The sequence below is a fragment of the Maribacter vaceletii genome (assembly GCF_003634105.1).
Taxonomy (GTDB): domain Bacteria; phylum Bacteroidota; class Bacteroidia; order Flavobacteriales; family Flavobacteriaceae; genus Maribacter_B; species Maribacter_B vaceletii.
This window is the reverse complement of record NZ_RBIQ01000008.1, coordinates 200904-216393: the sequence shown is the minus strand read 5'-3', so window position 1 is coordinate 216393 and position 15490 is coordinate 200904. Positions and strand designations below refer to the sequence as shown.

Sequence of the window (15490 nt, the reverse complement as noted above, 5' to 3'; positions counted from 1 at the left end):
TTAAACATAGTTTGTATCTACATTGTCATAAACTCTAATTCCTGTTATTTTTCCTGTTTTTTTATTTATATCGTAAATAGATATTCCTGCTTGAGGTTTAAAAGTTGCAGAACCCCAAACATCGCATGTATATTCTCCTGCGAATGTTGCTTCATTAGTATCAAAAATATAGTTATGGAATTTTAAAGGAACACCACCATCTGCGAAGAAATGATTAAAATGTTCTCTAAGTCCGCCTTTAGTTTTATGATTCCAACGCCAACCTGCTGGTTCTCTAAAATATACATCGTCTTCAAAAGATAAAGTCTGCATAGTTTCTTCTGTTGAGCCTTTACTTATTCCTTTAAAATAATTTACAACCTCTGTAGGTTCTTTAAGTTGTATTTCTTTACTAAAAATGGAAGCTCTAAATACATGACCTTCAGTAATAGGATATACAGAATGATAGGTTCTTACTTGGCTATATTTATTCCCTTCTTTAACTAAAATTACTACAAGTGGCAAATCAAAAGTATTCTGTAAAAGAATATCATATTCAATTACCAAGTGTTTATCATCTTCAAATTTTCTAAAAACTTTAATTTCTTTAATCTCTTTTTTTAGATATTCATTTTGCCTTTTTAATAACTCAATACCTTGTGCTTTACCTTTTGATTCCCCTACTGTTTGTAAGTTTAATAGTGCACTTTCAGTTAACTGTGTTAAAATACTTCTGTAATCTTCAGCAATAATAGCTTCAATAAAGTTCATATAAGTTATTTTTAGTTTGTATAGATTTTTAAATGGAAGAATATAAATTAAACAAAGAGGTAAAAGAGTTTTTTTTACCTCCTTATTTTATATTGTAATTAAATTAAAACTTGCCATTTTCATTTTTCCATTCAGATTTTGGTGGTATAGGAGCAATAACATCCCAGTGCTCCACAATAAGACCATCTTCAATTCTAAATAAATCATAATAAGCGGTGTGCTCTCCTTTACCAAACTTACCTTCACTCACAGTTAAGACAAAATTACCCTGCCCTAGAACCATATGAAGTTTATCATACTCCATAACTAAACCATTTTCTGCAAAATATTTCATTGCTTCTCCAAAACCACTTAAACCATCTGCTACAGCCGGATTGTGTTGTATATATTTTTCTGGGTTAATAAATGAAGATACTTTATCCATTTCACCATTTAATAGTACTTTCTCTATAAAACCTCTTACTATACCTTTATTTACTTCTGTTTTATCTAAATTAGAAATTGTAGTTGCACCATCAAATTGGGTTCTTCCACTTGGATTTGGTTTCTGAATTTCTAACAAATTATCCCAATGTTCTACTATTAAACCATCTTCAAAACGGAAAATATCAAAACCAGCTTTTGGGCCAAAAAAGTCGTATTTTGTATGTGTAAATACATAATCCTCATCTTGAAAAGCTCTAATAACTTCTGCTTTAAAACCTCCTTCTGGTGCATGTTGCATTACTGCTCCAAATCCTTCTAAACCATCTGCAACTCCTAAATTATGTTGTATATATTTTTTTGGATTAATGTAAGATATTGGGGTCTGATCTCCTGTATTAAAACTGTTTAATAAGGCAACTACTTTATCTTTATTGGATAGGGTTACATTTTTTAATGAAGTAAGAGATTCATAACGAACCATATCTATTGTAGATTGATCCATCATTCCCATAAACTCTTTTGCTATTGGGGCACTCATAAAATCATTAATTACAGCATTTGAGTTTTCTTTTGTATCCCAATAAACTAAAACAACTTGTTCTCCTTTTTCATTAGAGCCAGTAATTCTTTGTAAAAATCCTTTTTGTTTTACCGTAAATTTAGTCTCTACTTTTTTATTTGTTTTATTAAAATCTTTAATATTAATACCTTCTTTAGTATTAAAAGTCATTAACTCTGTAAAGGTACTTGTAGGTGCTGTAAACGCATCATTAATGGTGAAACGAGACATTTTCATGCTTTCTCCCTCAATCATAGAAGCGTAGTTAGTAACTGAAGAATCACTCATAAATTTATTCATAGAAGCTTTAGCATCTGCTAAGCTTTTCCAATAAACAAGTACCACATATTTTCCTTGCTCATTTACACCACTTTGGCGTCTTATAAAACCAGGCTGTTTACTTGTATAATTGTTTTCAATTACAGCATCAATCTTATTAAACTCTAATGCATTGGCTGTAGTTTTTAAATTAAAAGTAGTTACTTCTAATACTGTTTCAATATTCTTTGCTTCACTAGTACAGCTACTTAAAATTAATGTAACTATTATTAAGAATAAAAATCTTGGTTTTAAATATTTCATTTTATAATGTATTTAGTTATTTAATACTGCAAAGTTCTCGCAATTCTATAGTAAATGCATTATCAAAATGATAGTAAAAATGGTAAAAGTATAACTAAGCGTTATTCTGCTTGTCTAAATTTAAGAGGTGTGAAATTAGTATTTTTCTTGAAAAATTTAACCATATTGGCTGGTTCTTCAAAACCAGTTTTATAACTAATTTCTTTTACAGATAATGAGGTGGATATTAAATAGCGCTTAATTTCCATAGTAACAAAATCATCAATAAAAGTTTTAGCGGTTTTTCCAGTAAGGCGTTTTACAATATCATTAAGAAATTTATATGAAATGAATAATTTAGAAGCGTATTCCTTTGAATTTCTTGTATTTACATAGTCTGTTTCTAATAAATTCTTAAAGGAGCTAAAGGTCTCTAACCATTGATTTTTAATACCACTTATAGAACGATATTCTTTAGCTCTTTCTGCTTTTAGGAGTAATATTTGTAACATTGCATTTAACATTTCGGACTTTGCGAACGTATTAGAAAAATGGTATTCTACATACATTTGTTGTGCAATATTGATAAGAGTATCCTTACCCATTTCTTTTGAATGCAACAGAGGAGTTTCAATATGGTAATTAAATAACCTGTTTAATTTTAAATTTTTAGAAAGATAGTATGATTTGTCTTCAAAAAAACTATCAAAAATGATACAAATACCTTCTGCTTTTTTTAGATCATTTGTAAAGTATTGTACTTGATTTTTAGCTATAAATAATGCGCTTCCTTCTTTTAAAGTATAGGAGGTAAAATCTACAAAATGGGTATAAGTATTTTTTGTTACTATTATTATTACATAGAATTCAATTTTGTGAGGCTCAAATGGGTTATGGTTAATTTGGCTATTTTTTAATTTCACTAAAAGCTGTTTAAAATCCATAACCTCAATACGAAGTTTATGTTCTTCATCAAAAGATACTTTTGGGATTTCGTTTTTCATTTTAGCTACTTAGAGAAATAAATAATTATACTGATTAGTAAATTCTAGATTCTTAAATAAGTACTCTCATTTACCGAGTAGTATCTACGTTCTTAATATTTTTTCCATCTTTCTTCCTTTAGCTAATTCATCTACTAATTTATCTAAATACCTTACTTGTTTAGTTAATGGAGTTTCAATATTTTCTATTCTATAACCACAAATTACACCTTTAATCTTATCTGCATGAGCATTAAGTTTTGCTTCTTCAAAAAAAACTTTAAAAGTTACCTTTTTAGTTATTAACTCTTGGAGTTTATTACCATTAAAACCTGTTAACCATGAAATTACTTGGTGTAATTCTTCTTTTGTTCTTCCTTTATTCTCCACTTTTGCAATATAGTGAGGGTAAACTGATGAAAAAGTCATTGTAGCAATGCGAGTATCATGTTCCGGTGTTGTTGTCATGATTAAGTTTTTTATAATATCATTTTATTTACATCTAACAAACCTCCTAAAATTACACAAGTCCTTTCAATAAAATACATAGACTTTATACTGTAACTCTTAAATTAATACATAATAAATTGAACTAAAGACAACAATTTAGTAACATAAACTTTTAAAAACCAATAATTTCTATACTACTTTTATAATAAAAATTAAATAGCACAAAAAATGGCATTAGCAAAAGAAATTAAAAAAAATAGTTCCTATACTACAGTAAAATTTATAATTGAAGAGCATGAAGCTCCTAGTTCTTCTTCTATTTTATTATTAGGAGATTTTAATGATTGGCAAACAAATAGTAGTGCAAGCCAAATGAAAAAAGAAGGAAATACCTTTGTAAAAAATGTAAAACTTGAAAATGGAAAACGTTATGAGTTTCGTTATTTAAGTGAAAATAAGGGATGGTTTAATGATAGTGCTGCTGATGGCTATACATCTTCTCCTTTTGAAGGAATAGAAAATAGTGTTGTAGATTTAAGTACAGTACCAGTTAAAAAGAAAGCGGTAAAAAAAGTTAAAAAAGACGATTTAAAAAAGATTGAAGGAGTTGGTACTAAACTCTCTTCTATTTTAATAGAAAATGGTATAGAAACTTTTAAAAAGCTAAGTAACACATCTGTTTCTGTTCTTGAAACCATTATAAAAGAAGCAGGACCTAGATACAGAATGCACAAGCCTGGTAGTTGGCCAGAACAAGCTAAACTAGCCCAAGATGGTAAGTGGGAGGAACTTAAGCAGTTGCAGGATATATTAGACGGAGGTAAATAATTACACCTACTTATATTTTTAACAAAAAGCTCTAAGATTAATCTTAGAGCTTTTTGTTTGTATTTATATTTTAGCTAATTTAAAAATTTGCTCGTTTTGCCTTTTATTAATAGATGATGGCGTTACTTGTAACATTAAATTACGTAACCTAATTAATACTGGGTTGGAAAAATGAGCCATTTTTCCAACCATCCAACTGGCTTTGACTACTTGATGTGCTTTGGGCAATCTTATTTTTTGATATTCTAAAAAAGCTTTATTTACATCATATTTAGATATACATTCAGAAAGCACGTAAGCATCTTCTATAGCTTGGCATGCTCCTTGTCCCATATTTGGGGTTGTAGCATGTGCAGAATCTCCTAGTAAACAAACGTTTTCTTTATGCCAAATGTTCGTAGGTTTTAAATCTGATATCTCTGCGGTATTTATATGTTCTTTCTTAGTTTCTTGAACTAACTCTTTAATAATAATATTATAGTCCTTAAAATAAGCGTTTAAATCTTTAATAGAGAATTCATTTTTGTCTTTTTTAAATGCTTTTAAAGCATACCAATACACTTTATTTTCTGCTATTTGTACAAATCCAAAACGTTCTGTTTTTCCCCAAGCCTCATTTAATTCATTTCCATATTTTTTTGGCAATTCATAATCTGTTACTCCTCTCCAGCATATTTGATTTGCATTTCTAATGCTAGTATTGGGGAATATAGTTTTCCGTACCATAGAATTTAATCCGTCTGCTCCTATAACATAGTTAGATTTTATTTTTTCTCCATTAGAAAACTTCAAATCATAATCATTTCCGGTTTTTTCTATTTTAGTTAGTTTATGATTTAAATATATTTTGGTAGTTTTTAACTCTTTAATTAATATTTGTTGTAGGGTTCCTCTATGTATTGCAATATTTTTAGTATTGTGCTTTTGCTCAAAGTAGGACAAGTCAATTTTAGAAAGCGGTTTTAAACTTTTCTTTGTTATGTTCATAGAAGAAATAGCATTTCCATTCTCTTCAATTATATTTCTTAAACCCAATTTGTCATATACTTGCATTGCATTATTGGCTAAAATAATACCAGCTCCTACTTGTTTTATTTCATCTGCTTGTTCAAAAATTCTTGTTTTAATTCCTTTTCTTTCTAATGCTATTGCAGTAGTTAACCCACCTATTCCTGCTCCAATAATGTCAAAAATTTTGCTCATAATGTAGTTTATTTGGTAACTTATTCTGTTTTAATTGGTATGCATATTTCTATTAAAAACCTATTAGTATCTATAACGTAGCCTACTTTTTGCCCCAAGGATTTTCTATAAGGACTTCAAATTCTGTTGCTCCAGAAATTAGTTCTTCATAATTATTTTCTGGAGATATATTTTTTTTATGAATTTTCATAGAATATAATAGTTTCTGTTAGACTAGTTGCTTATAGTATAAGCGTACTTCATTTTTAATAATTTTATAATTCCTATAGAATACAACTGAAATCTCCTGTTTTTTTTCAATTTTATAGATTCTAATTAATCAACAATAATAGTTTGAGAATAATTTAAAACTAAGTTAATAAGATATCTATTTAATAGCAATAGTAGCTTAGATATATATATATCTAAGCTACTATTATTAACTACTAAAAGTTATTATTCTATATGTGTAAAAATCTTGTTTGTAATTTTCCACTCCTCTTTAATTTTTACAAGGGATAAATAATCATAATAATTATAGCCAAGCATAGGAACATGTAGTTTTACCATTGCAACTTTCCCCATAATATCTATACCTATAATTTTCATTTTAAAAATTTCATCTAAATCTTTGGGGCTTTTTCTATTAGCAACACCTTCTAAGTATTCTTTAGCACTTTTTTCATAATCTAAACCTTTAATGTCCCCATATATATACACATTTTTATGGAAGCATTTTTCTAGTTTATCTATATCTCCGTAAAAAATTCCTTCAAAATAATTAGTAATTAAATTTTCTACTTGTCTTATATTCTCTTTATACATTGTTTTTCTTTTAAATGGAATGCCCAACGGTATGACCGCCAGCAACATTAATAGTTTCTCCTGTTATAAAATTTGCTGTTGCTAAATAATAAGCAGCTTCTGCAATCTCTTGTGTTTCCCCTATTCTATTTAATAAATGCAAACCTGCCAAACTATCGGCATCGTCAATTCCTATTTTACTTTGTAGCGGACTCCTAATAATTCCTGGTGCAATGGTATTAACTCTTATATTGTCTTTTCCAAATTCTGCTGCTAGTTGTCTTGTTAGAGAATGTATAGCACCTTTACTTGTTAATGGTGCGGATGCAGGAAACCCATCTATGGCATGTTCTACTAAAACGGTTCCTATATTTATAATAGAACCATCTTGTTGCTTTATCATGGAAGGGATAACTGCTTGTGTAGTAAAATAAGTTCCTTTAAGATTTATATTCCAGTAAAGTTCCAAATCTTGTTCTTCTACCTCTAAGAAGGCTTTAGGAGAAAAAACTCCTGCGTTATTAATTAAAACATCAATAGTTTTAAACTCTTTTAACGCTAAGTCTACCAGTTTTTTACTTGTTTCTTGTTTACTAATATCTCCTGCTAAAAAAACAGCATTTTTTGGAGCTCCAAACTCCACATAAGTTTTTCTTAAATTTTCTTCTTTAGAAGAATTCATAACCACATTACTTTCTTTAGCAATAAAGTATTTTGCAATTTCTTTCCCAATACCAGAAGATGCACCTGTAATAATTACTGTTTTATTTTTCATTTTTCAGTATTTTTTTGTTCCTAAATATTGTTTTCCATTCACACCCCAATTTTTAATAGGAACTTCATCAATAACTATATGTATTGTTTTTGGGTTTTTGTTTAGTACATCTACTAAAAGTTGTGTAGTACCTTGTATTAAAAGGCTTTTTTGTTCATCAGTTACTTGTTCATCAGTAACTTTAATATTAATGTATGGCATAATTTATATATTAAATTAATAGTCATACAAAGGTGGTTAGTACCTTAAATTTTAGAAAGGAGGTATGTCACTTCTTTAAAGTGATATACATCACACTAAGGGAAGTTTTTAGATTATTCATTTAACCTACTAAGCGTTTCTCTAGAAACACCAAGGTAAGAAGCAATCATTTTTTTAGGAACACGCTGAAAAAGTTTTGGGTATTGTTCCAGTAGTAAATCATATTTTTCTTTAGTAGAATTTTTTAATAATGAAAGGATTCTATTTTGAAGTGATATTCTACCAATTTTACTCTTTTTTGCCCAAAAACGTTCCATTTTGTGCATTTTTTGGGTTAGTTTATCTCTATTCTCAAAAGTAATATATAGCAATTCGCTATCCTCAATACAGTCTATAGAAGTTTTAGATTTGGTTTGGTTTACAAAAGATTCATAATCCGTAATCCACCAATTTTCCATACCAAATTGTAGAATATGCTCTTTTCCGGCATTGTCTACAAAATAACTTTTTAAGCAACCTTTAATTATCCAATATTCTTTATTTACAATTTCTCCTTCTTGAACAATATATTGGTGTTTACGCTTTTTTATGGTTGTAAAATGACTAAGTATAAAAGTAAACTCCTCATCTGTAACACTAATTATTTCTTCTATATGTTTTCTTAGAGGATGCGTCATTTCATTTATACAATTATGTTATACAAATTTTCTAATATTCGTCATACACCCCAAATGTAGGCCTTCGTGATAATTATTGAATTCAAAAGCATCCATTAGGGAGCTTAAATGAAAGCCTGTTCCAGTCATTCTCTCATTGTAGGTGTTGAATTTTCCATTATAAAAATCTACCTCCGTTTTTTCAATAAGTGATATTAGTAAAGTTTTAAGTTCCTTTATTTCTGTTTCTGTAGTAAGACCAGTAGGTATTGTACCAGGCTTATAAAGTCCATATAATTCTACCGAGATGTATCCACTTAGGTTGGATCCTTTGTAAATCAATGCTTGTTGTGCAACTATTATATGCCCAATATTCCAAATTAAATTATTGCTAAACCCATCAGGTATTTTATTTAATTGTTCTAATGTGTATTTTTCAAAATATTCTAAGTATAGATTCCTACTTGTTTTCCAAGCTTTAAATATTGATTCCATTTCTATTTTGTTGGCTATTATACTTGTCTTTTTTATTGTTCGTAAAGAGACATAGTTTACACAAGTTAAAGATTAGGGTTTGTTGTCATTAGTACTTTTCCGTCCAGATTGTATCAAATCTTACGTAAACAATTAGCATTTCCTTGGTCGGTTTCTCTCCGCTTTCTTTTAAAAAGCTCTCAAAAAAGTCCCAATGCGCTTTTTTCCATTTTTCTAGCGGTTCGATATCCGTTCCCATATCCAATTCGGCATACTCAGCGGAAATTTTATTGAATGGAATTGTGTCCACACTTCTATTTTCTATTATCACTCGCGCTTTGCCGTCAAAATCCGTAATTATTTGTTTCGTCCCAACTTTGGGTAAATCAACCTCATATTGTTGATACAAACTATATAATCCTGAAGAAGCTTTCTTTTTTCCATTCAGAGCTAATTCCGCAAGTCGATTAGCATCTTCTCTATTATTATGAAAAAAATCAGATTCTGGAATTTCTTCATCTTAAAATTCAGGATTTGATTCAATATAGTTGTTCCACATTTCAGAGACTGATTTATCAATCCCATTTTCCGTTTCCATTTCTATTGTCGTTTCCGCTTGAGTTTCAGTTTTGGTTTTCGGCTCGTTTTTACAACCAATAAAAATCAAAAATAAAATGAGGGCTAAATATTTCATGGATTATTTCAGTATTAATGGCAAAACTCGTTATATCGAGAATTCCTTATATTTTGTTTCCTTTAAAATAAGTTAAAAATAACAAAAAAGAAGCGTTTAAAAACCCTTGAAATGAGGGGTTTTACCTCTATTTTAATGGAGGTTTTATAAAAAAGTTATGGCAGCCATTTTTTCTCAAAATTAGGCTTACGCTTTTCTAAAAATGCATCTCTCCCCTCTTTAGCTTCTTCGGTCATATATGCTAAACGTGTAGCTTCTCCCGCAAATACTTGTTGGCCAACCATACCATCATCGGTTAAATTCATTGCAAATTTTAGCATTTTTATAGAGGTTGGCGATTTTTCTAAAATTTCTTGTGCCCATTGGTATGCAGTAGACTCTAATTCTGCATGCGGAACTACAGCGTTTACCATTCCCATTTCAAGGGCCTCTTGTGCAGAATAGTTTCTTCCTAAAAAGAAAATTTCTCTTGCCTTTTTTTGGCCTACCATTTTTGCTAGGTATGCAGAACCGTAACCACCATCAAAACTAGTAACATCGGCATCGGTCTGTTTAAAAATAGCATGTTCTTTACTTGCTAAAGTCATATCGCAAACCACATGCAAACTATGGCCTCCACCAACAGCCCAACCTGGAACAACACAAATTACTGCTTTTGGCATAAAGCGTATTAAACGCTGTACATCTAAAATATTTAATCTATGGTACCCATCTTTACCAACATAGCCTTGGTGCCCGCGTGCTTTTTGATCACCTCCACTACAAAAACTATACACGCCATCTTTTGTAGATGGTCCTTCTGCACTAAGTAAAACAACACCTATGCTTGTATCTTCTTGTGCATCATGAAAGGCTTCTAAAAGTTCACTGGTTGTTTTGGGTCTAAAAGCATTACGCACATTAGGTCTGTTAAAAGCTATACGTGCTACGCCGTTGCTTTTTTTATAGGTAATATCTTCAAATTCTTTGGCTACTTTCCAATCTGGTGTATTCATGGGTAATTATATATCTTAGTTTTATGCTTATTTTTTTAACTATTAGAGTGTAATCCTATTCTGTTACCTTCGGTATCTATACACTGCGCAAAAAAACCAAATTCTCCAATATCGGTTTTAGGAACAATTAGTTTACCACCTGCTTTTTCTACCAAAGCAGCCTCTGTAGCAACATCTTCACAAGAGAAATAAACAATAGTACCATTTGTACTTGGGATATTTTCTTTAGATTGTACCAAACAACCCGAAGAACCTGCTTTTGTTGGATCCCCAAACATATACATTTTACTATCTGGCATTTCTATAAATTGAAATTCTAACTTAAAAACACTTGTGTAAAAGTCTTTTGCTCTTTCTATATTAGTTGCAGCAATTTCTAACCATTGTACCGGATTATTCATATTCTTTAGTTTTAGAGTATCAAATTAAGAACTAAAGATACTATTCTATTTTTTTATTTTTAGCTTCTATCCACTTAGACATATATTTTGTGCTTGCCATAGTGTGTTGTTGTAGCATTGCTCCTATAAAATTAGAGCTTCTGTGTTCCTGTAAATTCTGTATAGTTTCCTCTATTTTTTTAAAAAATTCTTTTTCGGTTTTTTCCTTGTTAGATAATTTTTTTAAAAGCTTTTCTCCCTTTTCTTGTGCCTTATTCCATGCTTCTTTAGAAGAATATAATTCAACTGCAGCTGCGGCAATGGTTTTTGCAGTTTCGGCAATTGTACCATTTAATTCTAGATGTTTTGTACTAAACCCCTCTGCTCCTATTGCCGTAGTTACACTCGGGGTATTTGCTTGTAATGCAGTTATAAGTTTGCCTTTTAAACCTGCTCCAAAACGTAATGGTGCTAAATTTACTCTTGCTTTTCTCATAACCTCTATAGCGCTTGGCGCCCACCCTTTTACTAAAAAACCCTGATTAGGATTATGCATTTGCAGAATTTGTTCTGGTAAGTGTCCGCCATAAATAGAAATCATAGCTTCTGGTAATTGCTTACGAATAAGTGGCCATATTTCTTTTTTTAGCCAAATAACCGCATCTTTATTTGGTGCATGATTACCATTACCAATACAAATAAATTCTTCTCTTTCTTCAAAAGGAATTTTCTTTACCTTTTTAGCTTTGAGTAAAAAAGGCAAATGGTGTAATAAACTATTATTTATGTTTAGCTCCTTTGTTAATAATTGCATTTCATAGGAAGATATTATTAAAGAAACATCGGATCTATATATACTTGCAATTTCTCTTTTGGTAACGGAATTATTTTTCCAATTTTCTATGGTAAACGGCACTCCTTTTTTAAAAGCATTTTCTCTTGTATTACGTAACGAATGTAAATCTTCGGTATCTAAAATACGAAGTGCTTCTGGGTTGTTTTCTGCCACACGCCAACCAAATTGTTCTTCGGTTAAATAGCGGTCAAAAATTACTATATCTTTCTTGTTATCAGATAAATACAAATCAAAACCTGAATCGTTAAGTGAAATTTCTTTTTGAGCAACTCCTAAAGAGTCTAGTGGATAAGAAAATGTATTCTTCTTTGCGGTACTTGCAAAAGTAATGTTACAATCTTGTTTTAAGAAAAAATGGATTAACTCTAACATTCTTTGGCCTGCAGCTGTAGTAGTTGGCTCTGGCCATACAAACCCAATAATTAAAATGTTTAATGCCTTCATATTGGCTTACATTTTTGCGGCAAACTTTTTAGAAATATTTGAACGTAGCTTGCGCTCATAATCTTCCTCTAACCATTCTTTGTAGTTTTTTGTATTGTTCATAATACAATATGAGTATTGTTTTACTCTAAAACTAATTTCTTCCTTTAGTTGCTTGGCGAGTATTCTAGCGTCAAAAACATCTTCTGCATTTTCAACACAAATAGTAGCGTGTTGTTCTATACTTTTTTCTAATACTATTTTAGATTTAAGGCCTTGAGCAAATACTTTTTTGTATTCTTCCTTAATATCAAACTCTATATTTTTAGATTTGGAGAACATTGCTTTTATAGATTTTGGCATTTCGTAGACAAATTCTCTTTCTATATCCTCATCGTTCTTAATATTTTCCAAAAAGAAATCTGGAAAATGAAATATCTCTTGCCAATCTATAGGTGCACTCCACATACCAAAACGAGCAACATTGTTCCCAAAATCTATTACCGTAAACTCTTTCTTATTGGGCAATACACGAGAACCACGCCCTATCATTTGAAAATACAAAGTAAGCGACCTAGTGGCTCTATTTAGCATTATAGTTTCTACCGTAGGTTCATCAAAACCAGTGGTTAAGATACTTACCGATGTTAAAATAGCATCTGGTGTTTTAGAAAACCATTCTAGTATTTCTTTACGCTCCGTGGCATTATTCTTATTATCTAAGTGTCTAATATTATACCCTGCCTTTTTAAAGGTTTCATACACATAAATAGAGGTATTAATACCATTATTAAAAATAAGCGTTTTAGTACCTTTAGCAACCTCTGTATAGCCATTTAAAAGCTTGGTAAGCATGCTTTGATTCCCATATAATTCATCCGAAGATTTTACTGTATAGTCGCCATTAATACCAAGTTTTAAGTTTTGTAGACTAACATCGTAATTATAAACATTTGCTTTTGCCAGGAAGTTTTTAGAAATTAAGGAAGATATAGACTCACCTACAATAAGTTTACTGTAGTTATCTTTCATTGGTAACTTTATATTAGAACTTAATGGTGTAGCAGTAACTCCTAATATGATAGCATCATCAAAATACTTAAATAATTTACGGAAAGAATTGTAGTGGGCTTCATCTATAATAACCAAGCCAATATTACTAATTTTTACTTTCTCTTCCTGTAAGCGATTATTTAAGGTTTCTACCATAGCAACATAACAACTTATATTGTCTTGGTCCATGACCTCTTTAACCTCGCTGTTAATAATTTTGTTCTTAACCCCAAACCCATCTAACATAGAAGAAGTTTGTACGCTAAGTTCTATTCTATGGGTAAGAACTACTACTTTCTTCTTAATTTCATTAATGTACCTTTTGGTAATTTCTGAAAATACAACGGTTTTACCGCCACCCGTAGGTAATTGGTAAAGCAGGTTTTCGTTATCCTTAGAATTCTTTAAATGCTCAAAAATGGTATTTAAATCTTCTATTTGATAATCGTAGAGATTTTTCTCTTTTGTATGCTTTTTATACTCCAAAGGTATGCTAGTAGTTTTGTTTGAGATTGTAAAATGCTAATCTTACAAAACTATAAGTTTTTTGTAGGTAAAAGAAAAAATACCTGTAAAATGAAGATTTTTTTTAATTGTGTTATAATTTATAAACAATATTAGTGAGATAAAGTTCTAGTCTACAAGGTCTAATGCTTTAGAGAAATCTTCGGAAAAGGTCCAATTATTTTCTTGCGTAAGCGTATATATTTTTACAATACGTTCTTTATTTTCGGTTACAAAACCATGTAAGGCAGCATACTGCAAAGCTTCTTTAAAAGAGTTTAACATACTTTTGTAAAAAGAATCGGGTACATTTTTTTCTAAAGAAAAAGATTGTGCTATTTCTAAATTAAAAAGCATTACATCTACAATTAAAGAAGGAGCTACACCTAGTTTTATAAAATGCTTAATATATTTTTGAGCTACAGACCTACGCGCTTTGGGTCTTTTTCTTTTTACAGGAAAATACTCGTTTGCAATTTTAGTTTTTGCCTCCTGTACTAACTTATCTTCTTTAGGATTAAATACAAAATCGTAATATTCTTTCACTAAAGGAAACCGCTGGTATAAGTCTACCAATTGTTCTTCTAATTCTTTCTTTTTTAAATCCTTTAAATAGGCAGTTAGGGCTCTTTTACTCATTTTTCTATAATAATTTCAAAAATAGAACAACTCTGTTAATTTATTAGATTTCTTACAGAGATTTACAAAGTTTGTAATAAAATATGTATAACTAAGTATGCATCTGTTTGGAAAAGAGATAATAAAAATGTATTATGAGTTCTTGTACAAGAACTAAAAACACACGAATATATGAGGCAACTAAAAATTATCAAGCAGGTAACTAATCGTGAATCCAAATCATTAGATAAATACTTGCAAGATATTAGTAAGATTGATTTAATAAGTGCAAGTGAAGAAGTAGAATTAGCCCAATTAATACGTACAGGAGACCAAGCAGCATTAGAAAAATTAACAAATGCGAACTTAAGGTTTGTTGTTTCTGTAGCAAAGCAATACCAAAATCAAGGTTTAAAATTACCAGATTTAATAAATGAAGGAAATGTAGGACTTGTAAAAGCCGCAAAACGTTTTGATGAGACCAGAGGATTTAAATTTATTTCCTATGCCGTATGGTGGATAAGACAGTCTATATTACAAGCATTAGCAGAACAGTCTAGAGTAGTACGTTTACCTTTAAATAAAATTGGCTCTATTAATAAAATTAAAAAAGCTTTTTCTTATTTAGAACAATCGCATGAAAGACCTCCTTCTCCAGAAGAAATTGCTACCGAGTTAGAAATGACTGTTTCTGAAGTGAAACAATCTATGAAAAATACAGGTAGACATGTTTCCATGGACGCCCCATTACGTGAGGGAGAAGATTCTAATTTATATGATGTATTACGTGCAGGTGAATCACCAAGACCGGATATGATATTATTACAACAATCTTTAAATACCGAAATTAATAGAGCTTTAGACACTCTTTCTCCAAGAGAAGCAGATGTGGTTAAATTATATTACGGTATTGGAGACCAACATTCTATGACATTAGCAGAGATAGGCCAAACTTTTGATTTAACTAGAGAACGTGTTCGCCAAATACGAGAAAAGGCAATTCGTAAACTACGCCACAACTCCAGAAGTAAGCTATTAAAAACCTATTTAGGTTAATATTTAAAAACAAAAAAGACCGCTACTATTAGCGGTCTTTTTGTATATTTTTTTGAAACCCTTTATTAAGAGTAGGTAAGTTTATTAATATTATAATCTACTAGAATTTCATTTAAATTCTGAATAAAATTTAAATACGATGTGTTGTCTTGATTCTTGTTTGCCATGACTTGTTGGGGTTTTAGTGATACATTTAGGTTTAATTAAAGACTACATAAAGTCTAATTCTACCAATTCGTTAATACTTAATATTTCATTTAAA

General features: G+C 30.2%; 19 protein-coding genes. 2 read left to right on the top strand and 17 right to left on the bottom strand.

All coding sequences use genetic code 11. The annotated features are described in order from the left end of the window. From CLV91_RS08475 to CLV91_RS08460, 4 genes are all read right to left on the bottom strand, one after another. Entirely contained in the window at window positions 1–750 is a 750-nt protein-coding gene (locus CLV91_RS08475; RefSeq protein ID WP_121066377.1) for a hypothetical protein, read from the bottom strand. Window positions 751–853: 103 nt separating this feature from the next. After that, window positions 854–2317 (bottom strand): nuclear transport factor 2 family protein, encoded by a 1464-nt coding sequence (locus tag CLV91_RS16995; RefSeq protein WP_245987161.1) that lies wholly within the window; start codon window positions 2315–2317, stop codon window positions 854–856. A 101-nt stretch (window positions 2318–2418) separates the two neighbouring features. Beyond that, entirely contained in the window at window positions 2419–3300 is an 882-nt protein-coding gene (locus tag CLV91_RS08465) for an AraC family transcriptional regulator (RefSeq protein ID WP_121066374.1), read from the bottom strand. Window positions 3301–3384: 84 nt separating this feature from the next. Further along, window positions 3385–3747 (bottom strand): DUF2200 domain-containing protein, encoded by a 363-nt coding sequence (locus tag CLV91_RS08460; protein ID WP_121066371.1) that lies wholly within the window; start codon window positions 3745–3747, stop codon window positions 3385–3387. A gap of 210 nt (window positions 3748–3957) precedes the next feature. Between CLV91_RS08460 and CLV91_RS08455 the strand changes: the two genes are divergently transcribed. Next, window positions 3958–4557 carry a hypothetical protein gene (locus CLV91_RS08455; RefSeq protein WP_121066368.1) on the top strand — a complete coding sequence of 200 codons (600 nt, stop codon included), beginning with the start codon at window positions 3958–3960 and terminating at the stop codon, window positions 4555–4557. A 63-nt stretch (window positions 4558–4620) separates the two neighbouring features. Here the strand turns inward: CLV91_RS08455 and CLV91_RS08450 are convergent, their stop codons facing one another. The 13 genes from CLV91_RS08450 to CLV91_RS08395 form a co-directional block, all read right to left on the bottom strand. Then, on the bottom strand, window positions 4621–5760 hold the full coding sequence (locus tag CLV91_RS08450; RefSeq protein ID WP_121066365.1) for an FAD-dependent monooxygenase: 1140 nt from the start codon (window positions 5758–5760) through the stop codon (window positions 4621–4623). A gap of 435 nt (window positions 5761–6195) precedes the next feature. After that, window positions 6196–6564 carry a nuclear transport factor 2 family protein gene (locus CLV91_RS08445; protein WP_121067851.1) on the bottom strand — a complete coding sequence of 123 codons (369 nt, stop codon included), beginning with the start codon at window positions 6562–6564 and terminating at the stop codon, window positions 6196–6198. A 10-nt stretch (window positions 6565–6574) separates the two neighbouring features. Continuing rightward, window positions 6575–7318: an SDR family NAD(P)-dependent oxidoreductase gene (locus CLV91_RS08440; protein ID WP_121066362.1), complete on the bottom strand. Its 744-nt coding sequence runs from the start codon at window positions 7316–7318 to the stop codon at window positions 6575–6577. A 3-nt stretch (window positions 7319–7321) separates the two neighbouring features. Continuing rightward, entirely contained in the window at window positions 7322–7519 is a 198-nt protein-coding gene (locus CLV91_RS08435) for a tautomerase family protein (RefSeq protein ID WP_121066359.1), read from the bottom strand. Between the two features lie 113 nt (window positions 7520–7632). Continuing rightward, window positions 7633–8196: a Crp/Fnr family transcriptional regulator gene (locus CLV91_RS08430; protein ID WP_121066356.1), complete on the bottom strand. Its 564-nt coding sequence runs from the start codon at window positions 8194–8196 to the stop codon at window positions 7633–7635. Window positions 8197–8214: 18 nt separating this feature from the next. Beyond that, window positions 8215–8670 carry a DinB family protein gene (locus tag CLV91_RS08425; protein ID WP_121066353.1) on the bottom strand — a complete coding sequence of 152 codons (456 nt, stop codon included), beginning with the start codon at window positions 8668–8670 and terminating at the stop codon, window positions 8215–8217. Between the two features lie 88 nt (window positions 8671–8758). Beyond that, window positions 8759–9160 carry an ASCH domain-containing protein gene (locus CLV91_RS16990; protein WP_262697342.1) on the bottom strand — a complete coding sequence of 134 codons (402 nt, stop codon included), beginning with the start codon at window positions 9158–9160 and terminating at the stop codon, window positions 8759–8761. A 9-nt stretch (window positions 9161–9169) separates the two neighbouring features. Then, complete coding sequence (locus CLV91_RS16985; RefSeq protein ID WP_245987159.1) at window positions 9170–9343, bottom strand: hypothetical protein; 174 nt, start codon at window positions 9341–9343, stop codon at window positions 9170–9172. A gap of 155 nt (window positions 9344–9498) precedes the next feature. Further along, a complete protein-coding gene (locus tag CLV91_RS08415; protein WP_121066350.1) occupies window positions 9499–10338 on the bottom strand; it encodes a 1,4-dihydroxy-2-naphthoyl-CoA synthase in 840 nt (279 codons plus the stop codon). A 35-nt stretch (window positions 10339–10373) separates the two neighbouring features. Continuing rightward, window positions 10374–10739, bottom strand: coding sequence for a VOC family protein (locus CLV91_RS08410; protein ID WP_121066347.1), 366 nt, complete (start codon window positions 10737–10739; stop codon window positions 10374–10376). 40 nt (window positions 10740–10779) lie between these two features. Beyond that, on the bottom strand, window positions 10780–12018 hold the full coding sequence (locus CLV91_RS08405) for a glycosyltransferase family 4 protein (RefSeq protein ID WP_121066344.1): 1239 nt from the start codon (window positions 12016–12018) through the stop codon (window positions 10780–10782). A gap of 6 nt (window positions 12019–12024) precedes the next feature. Beyond that, complete coding sequence (locus CLV91_RS08400; protein ID WP_394340492.1) at window positions 12025–13542, bottom strand: DEAD/DEAH box helicase; 1518 nt, start codon at window positions 13540–13542, stop codon at window positions 12025–12027. 141 nt (window positions 13543–13683) lie between these two features. Then, entirely contained in the window at window positions 13684–14193 is a 510-nt protein-coding gene (locus CLV91_RS08395) for a DUF6155 family protein (RefSeq protein ID WP_121066338.1), read from the bottom strand. 171 nt (window positions 14194–14364) lie between these two features. Here CLV91_RS08395 and CLV91_RS08390 point away from each other — a divergent pair, with 171 nt between their 5' ends. Continuing rightward, a complete protein-coding gene (locus CLV91_RS08390) occupies window positions 14365–15228 on the top strand; it encodes a sigma-70 family RNA polymerase sigma factor (RefSeq protein WP_121066335.1) in 864 nt (287 codons plus the stop codon). The last annotated feature ends 262 nt before the right edge of the window (window positions 15229–15490 follow it).

Coding starts and splice junctions, on each gene's coding strand:
- CLV91_RS08475 (WP_121066377.1), bottom strand. CDS start 750: ATGAACTTTATTGAAGCTATTATTGCTGAAGATTACAGAAGTATTTTA.
- CLV91_RS16995 (WP_245987161.1), bottom strand. CDS start 2,317: ATGAAATATTTAAAACCAAGATTTTTATTCTTAATAATAGTTACATTA.
- CLV91_RS08465 (WP_121066374.1), bottom strand. CDS start 3,300: ATGAAAAACGAAATCCCAAAAGTATCTTTTGATGAAGAACATAAACTT.
- CLV91_RS08460 (WP_121066371.1), bottom strand. CDS start 3,747: ATGACAACAACACCGGAACATGATACTCGCATTGCTACAATGACTTTT.
- CLV91_RS08455 (WP_121066368.1), top strand. CDS start 3,958: ATGGCATTAGCAAAAGAAATTAAAAAAAATAGTTCCTATACTACAGTA.
- CLV91_RS08450 (WP_121066365.1), bottom strand. CDS start 5,760: ATGAGCAAAATTTTTGACATTATTGGAGCAGGAATAGGTGGGTTAACT.
- CLV91_RS08445 (WP_121067851.1), bottom strand. CDS start 6,564: ATGTATAAAGAGAATATAAGACAAGTAGAAAATTTAATTACTAATTAT.
- CLV91_RS08440 (WP_121066362.1), bottom strand. CDS start 7,318: ATGAAAAATAAAACAGTAATTATTACAGGTGCATCTTCTGGTATTGGG.
- CLV91_RS08435 (WP_121066359.1), bottom strand. CDS start 7,519: ATGCCATACATTAATATTAAAGTTACTGATGAACAAGTAACTGATGAA.
- CLV91_RS08430 (WP_121066356.1), bottom strand. CDS start 8,196: ATGACGCATCCTCTAAGAAAACATATAGAAGAAATAATTAGTGTTACA.
- CLV91_RS08425 (WP_121066353.1), bottom strand. CDS start 8,670: ATGGAATCAATATTTAAAGCTTGGAAAACAAGTAGGAATCTATACTTA.
- CLV91_RS16985 (WP_245987159.1), bottom strand. CDS start 9,343: ATGAAATATTTAGCCCTCATTTTATTTTTGATTTTTATTGGTTGTAAA.
- CLV91_RS08415 (WP_121066350.1), bottom strand. CDS start 10,338: ATGAATACACCAGATTGGAAAGTAGCCAAAGAATTTGAAGATATTACC.
- CLV91_RS08410 (WP_121066347.1), bottom strand. CDS start 10,739: ATGAATAATCCGGTACAATGGTTAGAAATTGCTGCAACTAATATAGAA.
- CLV91_RS08405 (WP_121066344.1), bottom strand. CDS start 12,018: ATGAAGGCATTAAACATTTTAATTATTGGGTTTGTATGGCCAGAGCCA.
- CLV91_RS08395 (WP_121066338.1), bottom strand. CDS start 14,193: ATGAGTAAAAGAGCCCTAACTGCCTATTTAAAGGATTTAAAAAAGAAA.
- CLV91_RS08390 (WP_121066335.1), top strand. CDS start 14,365: ATGAGGCAACTAAAAATTATCAAGCAGGTAACTAATCGTGAATCCAAA.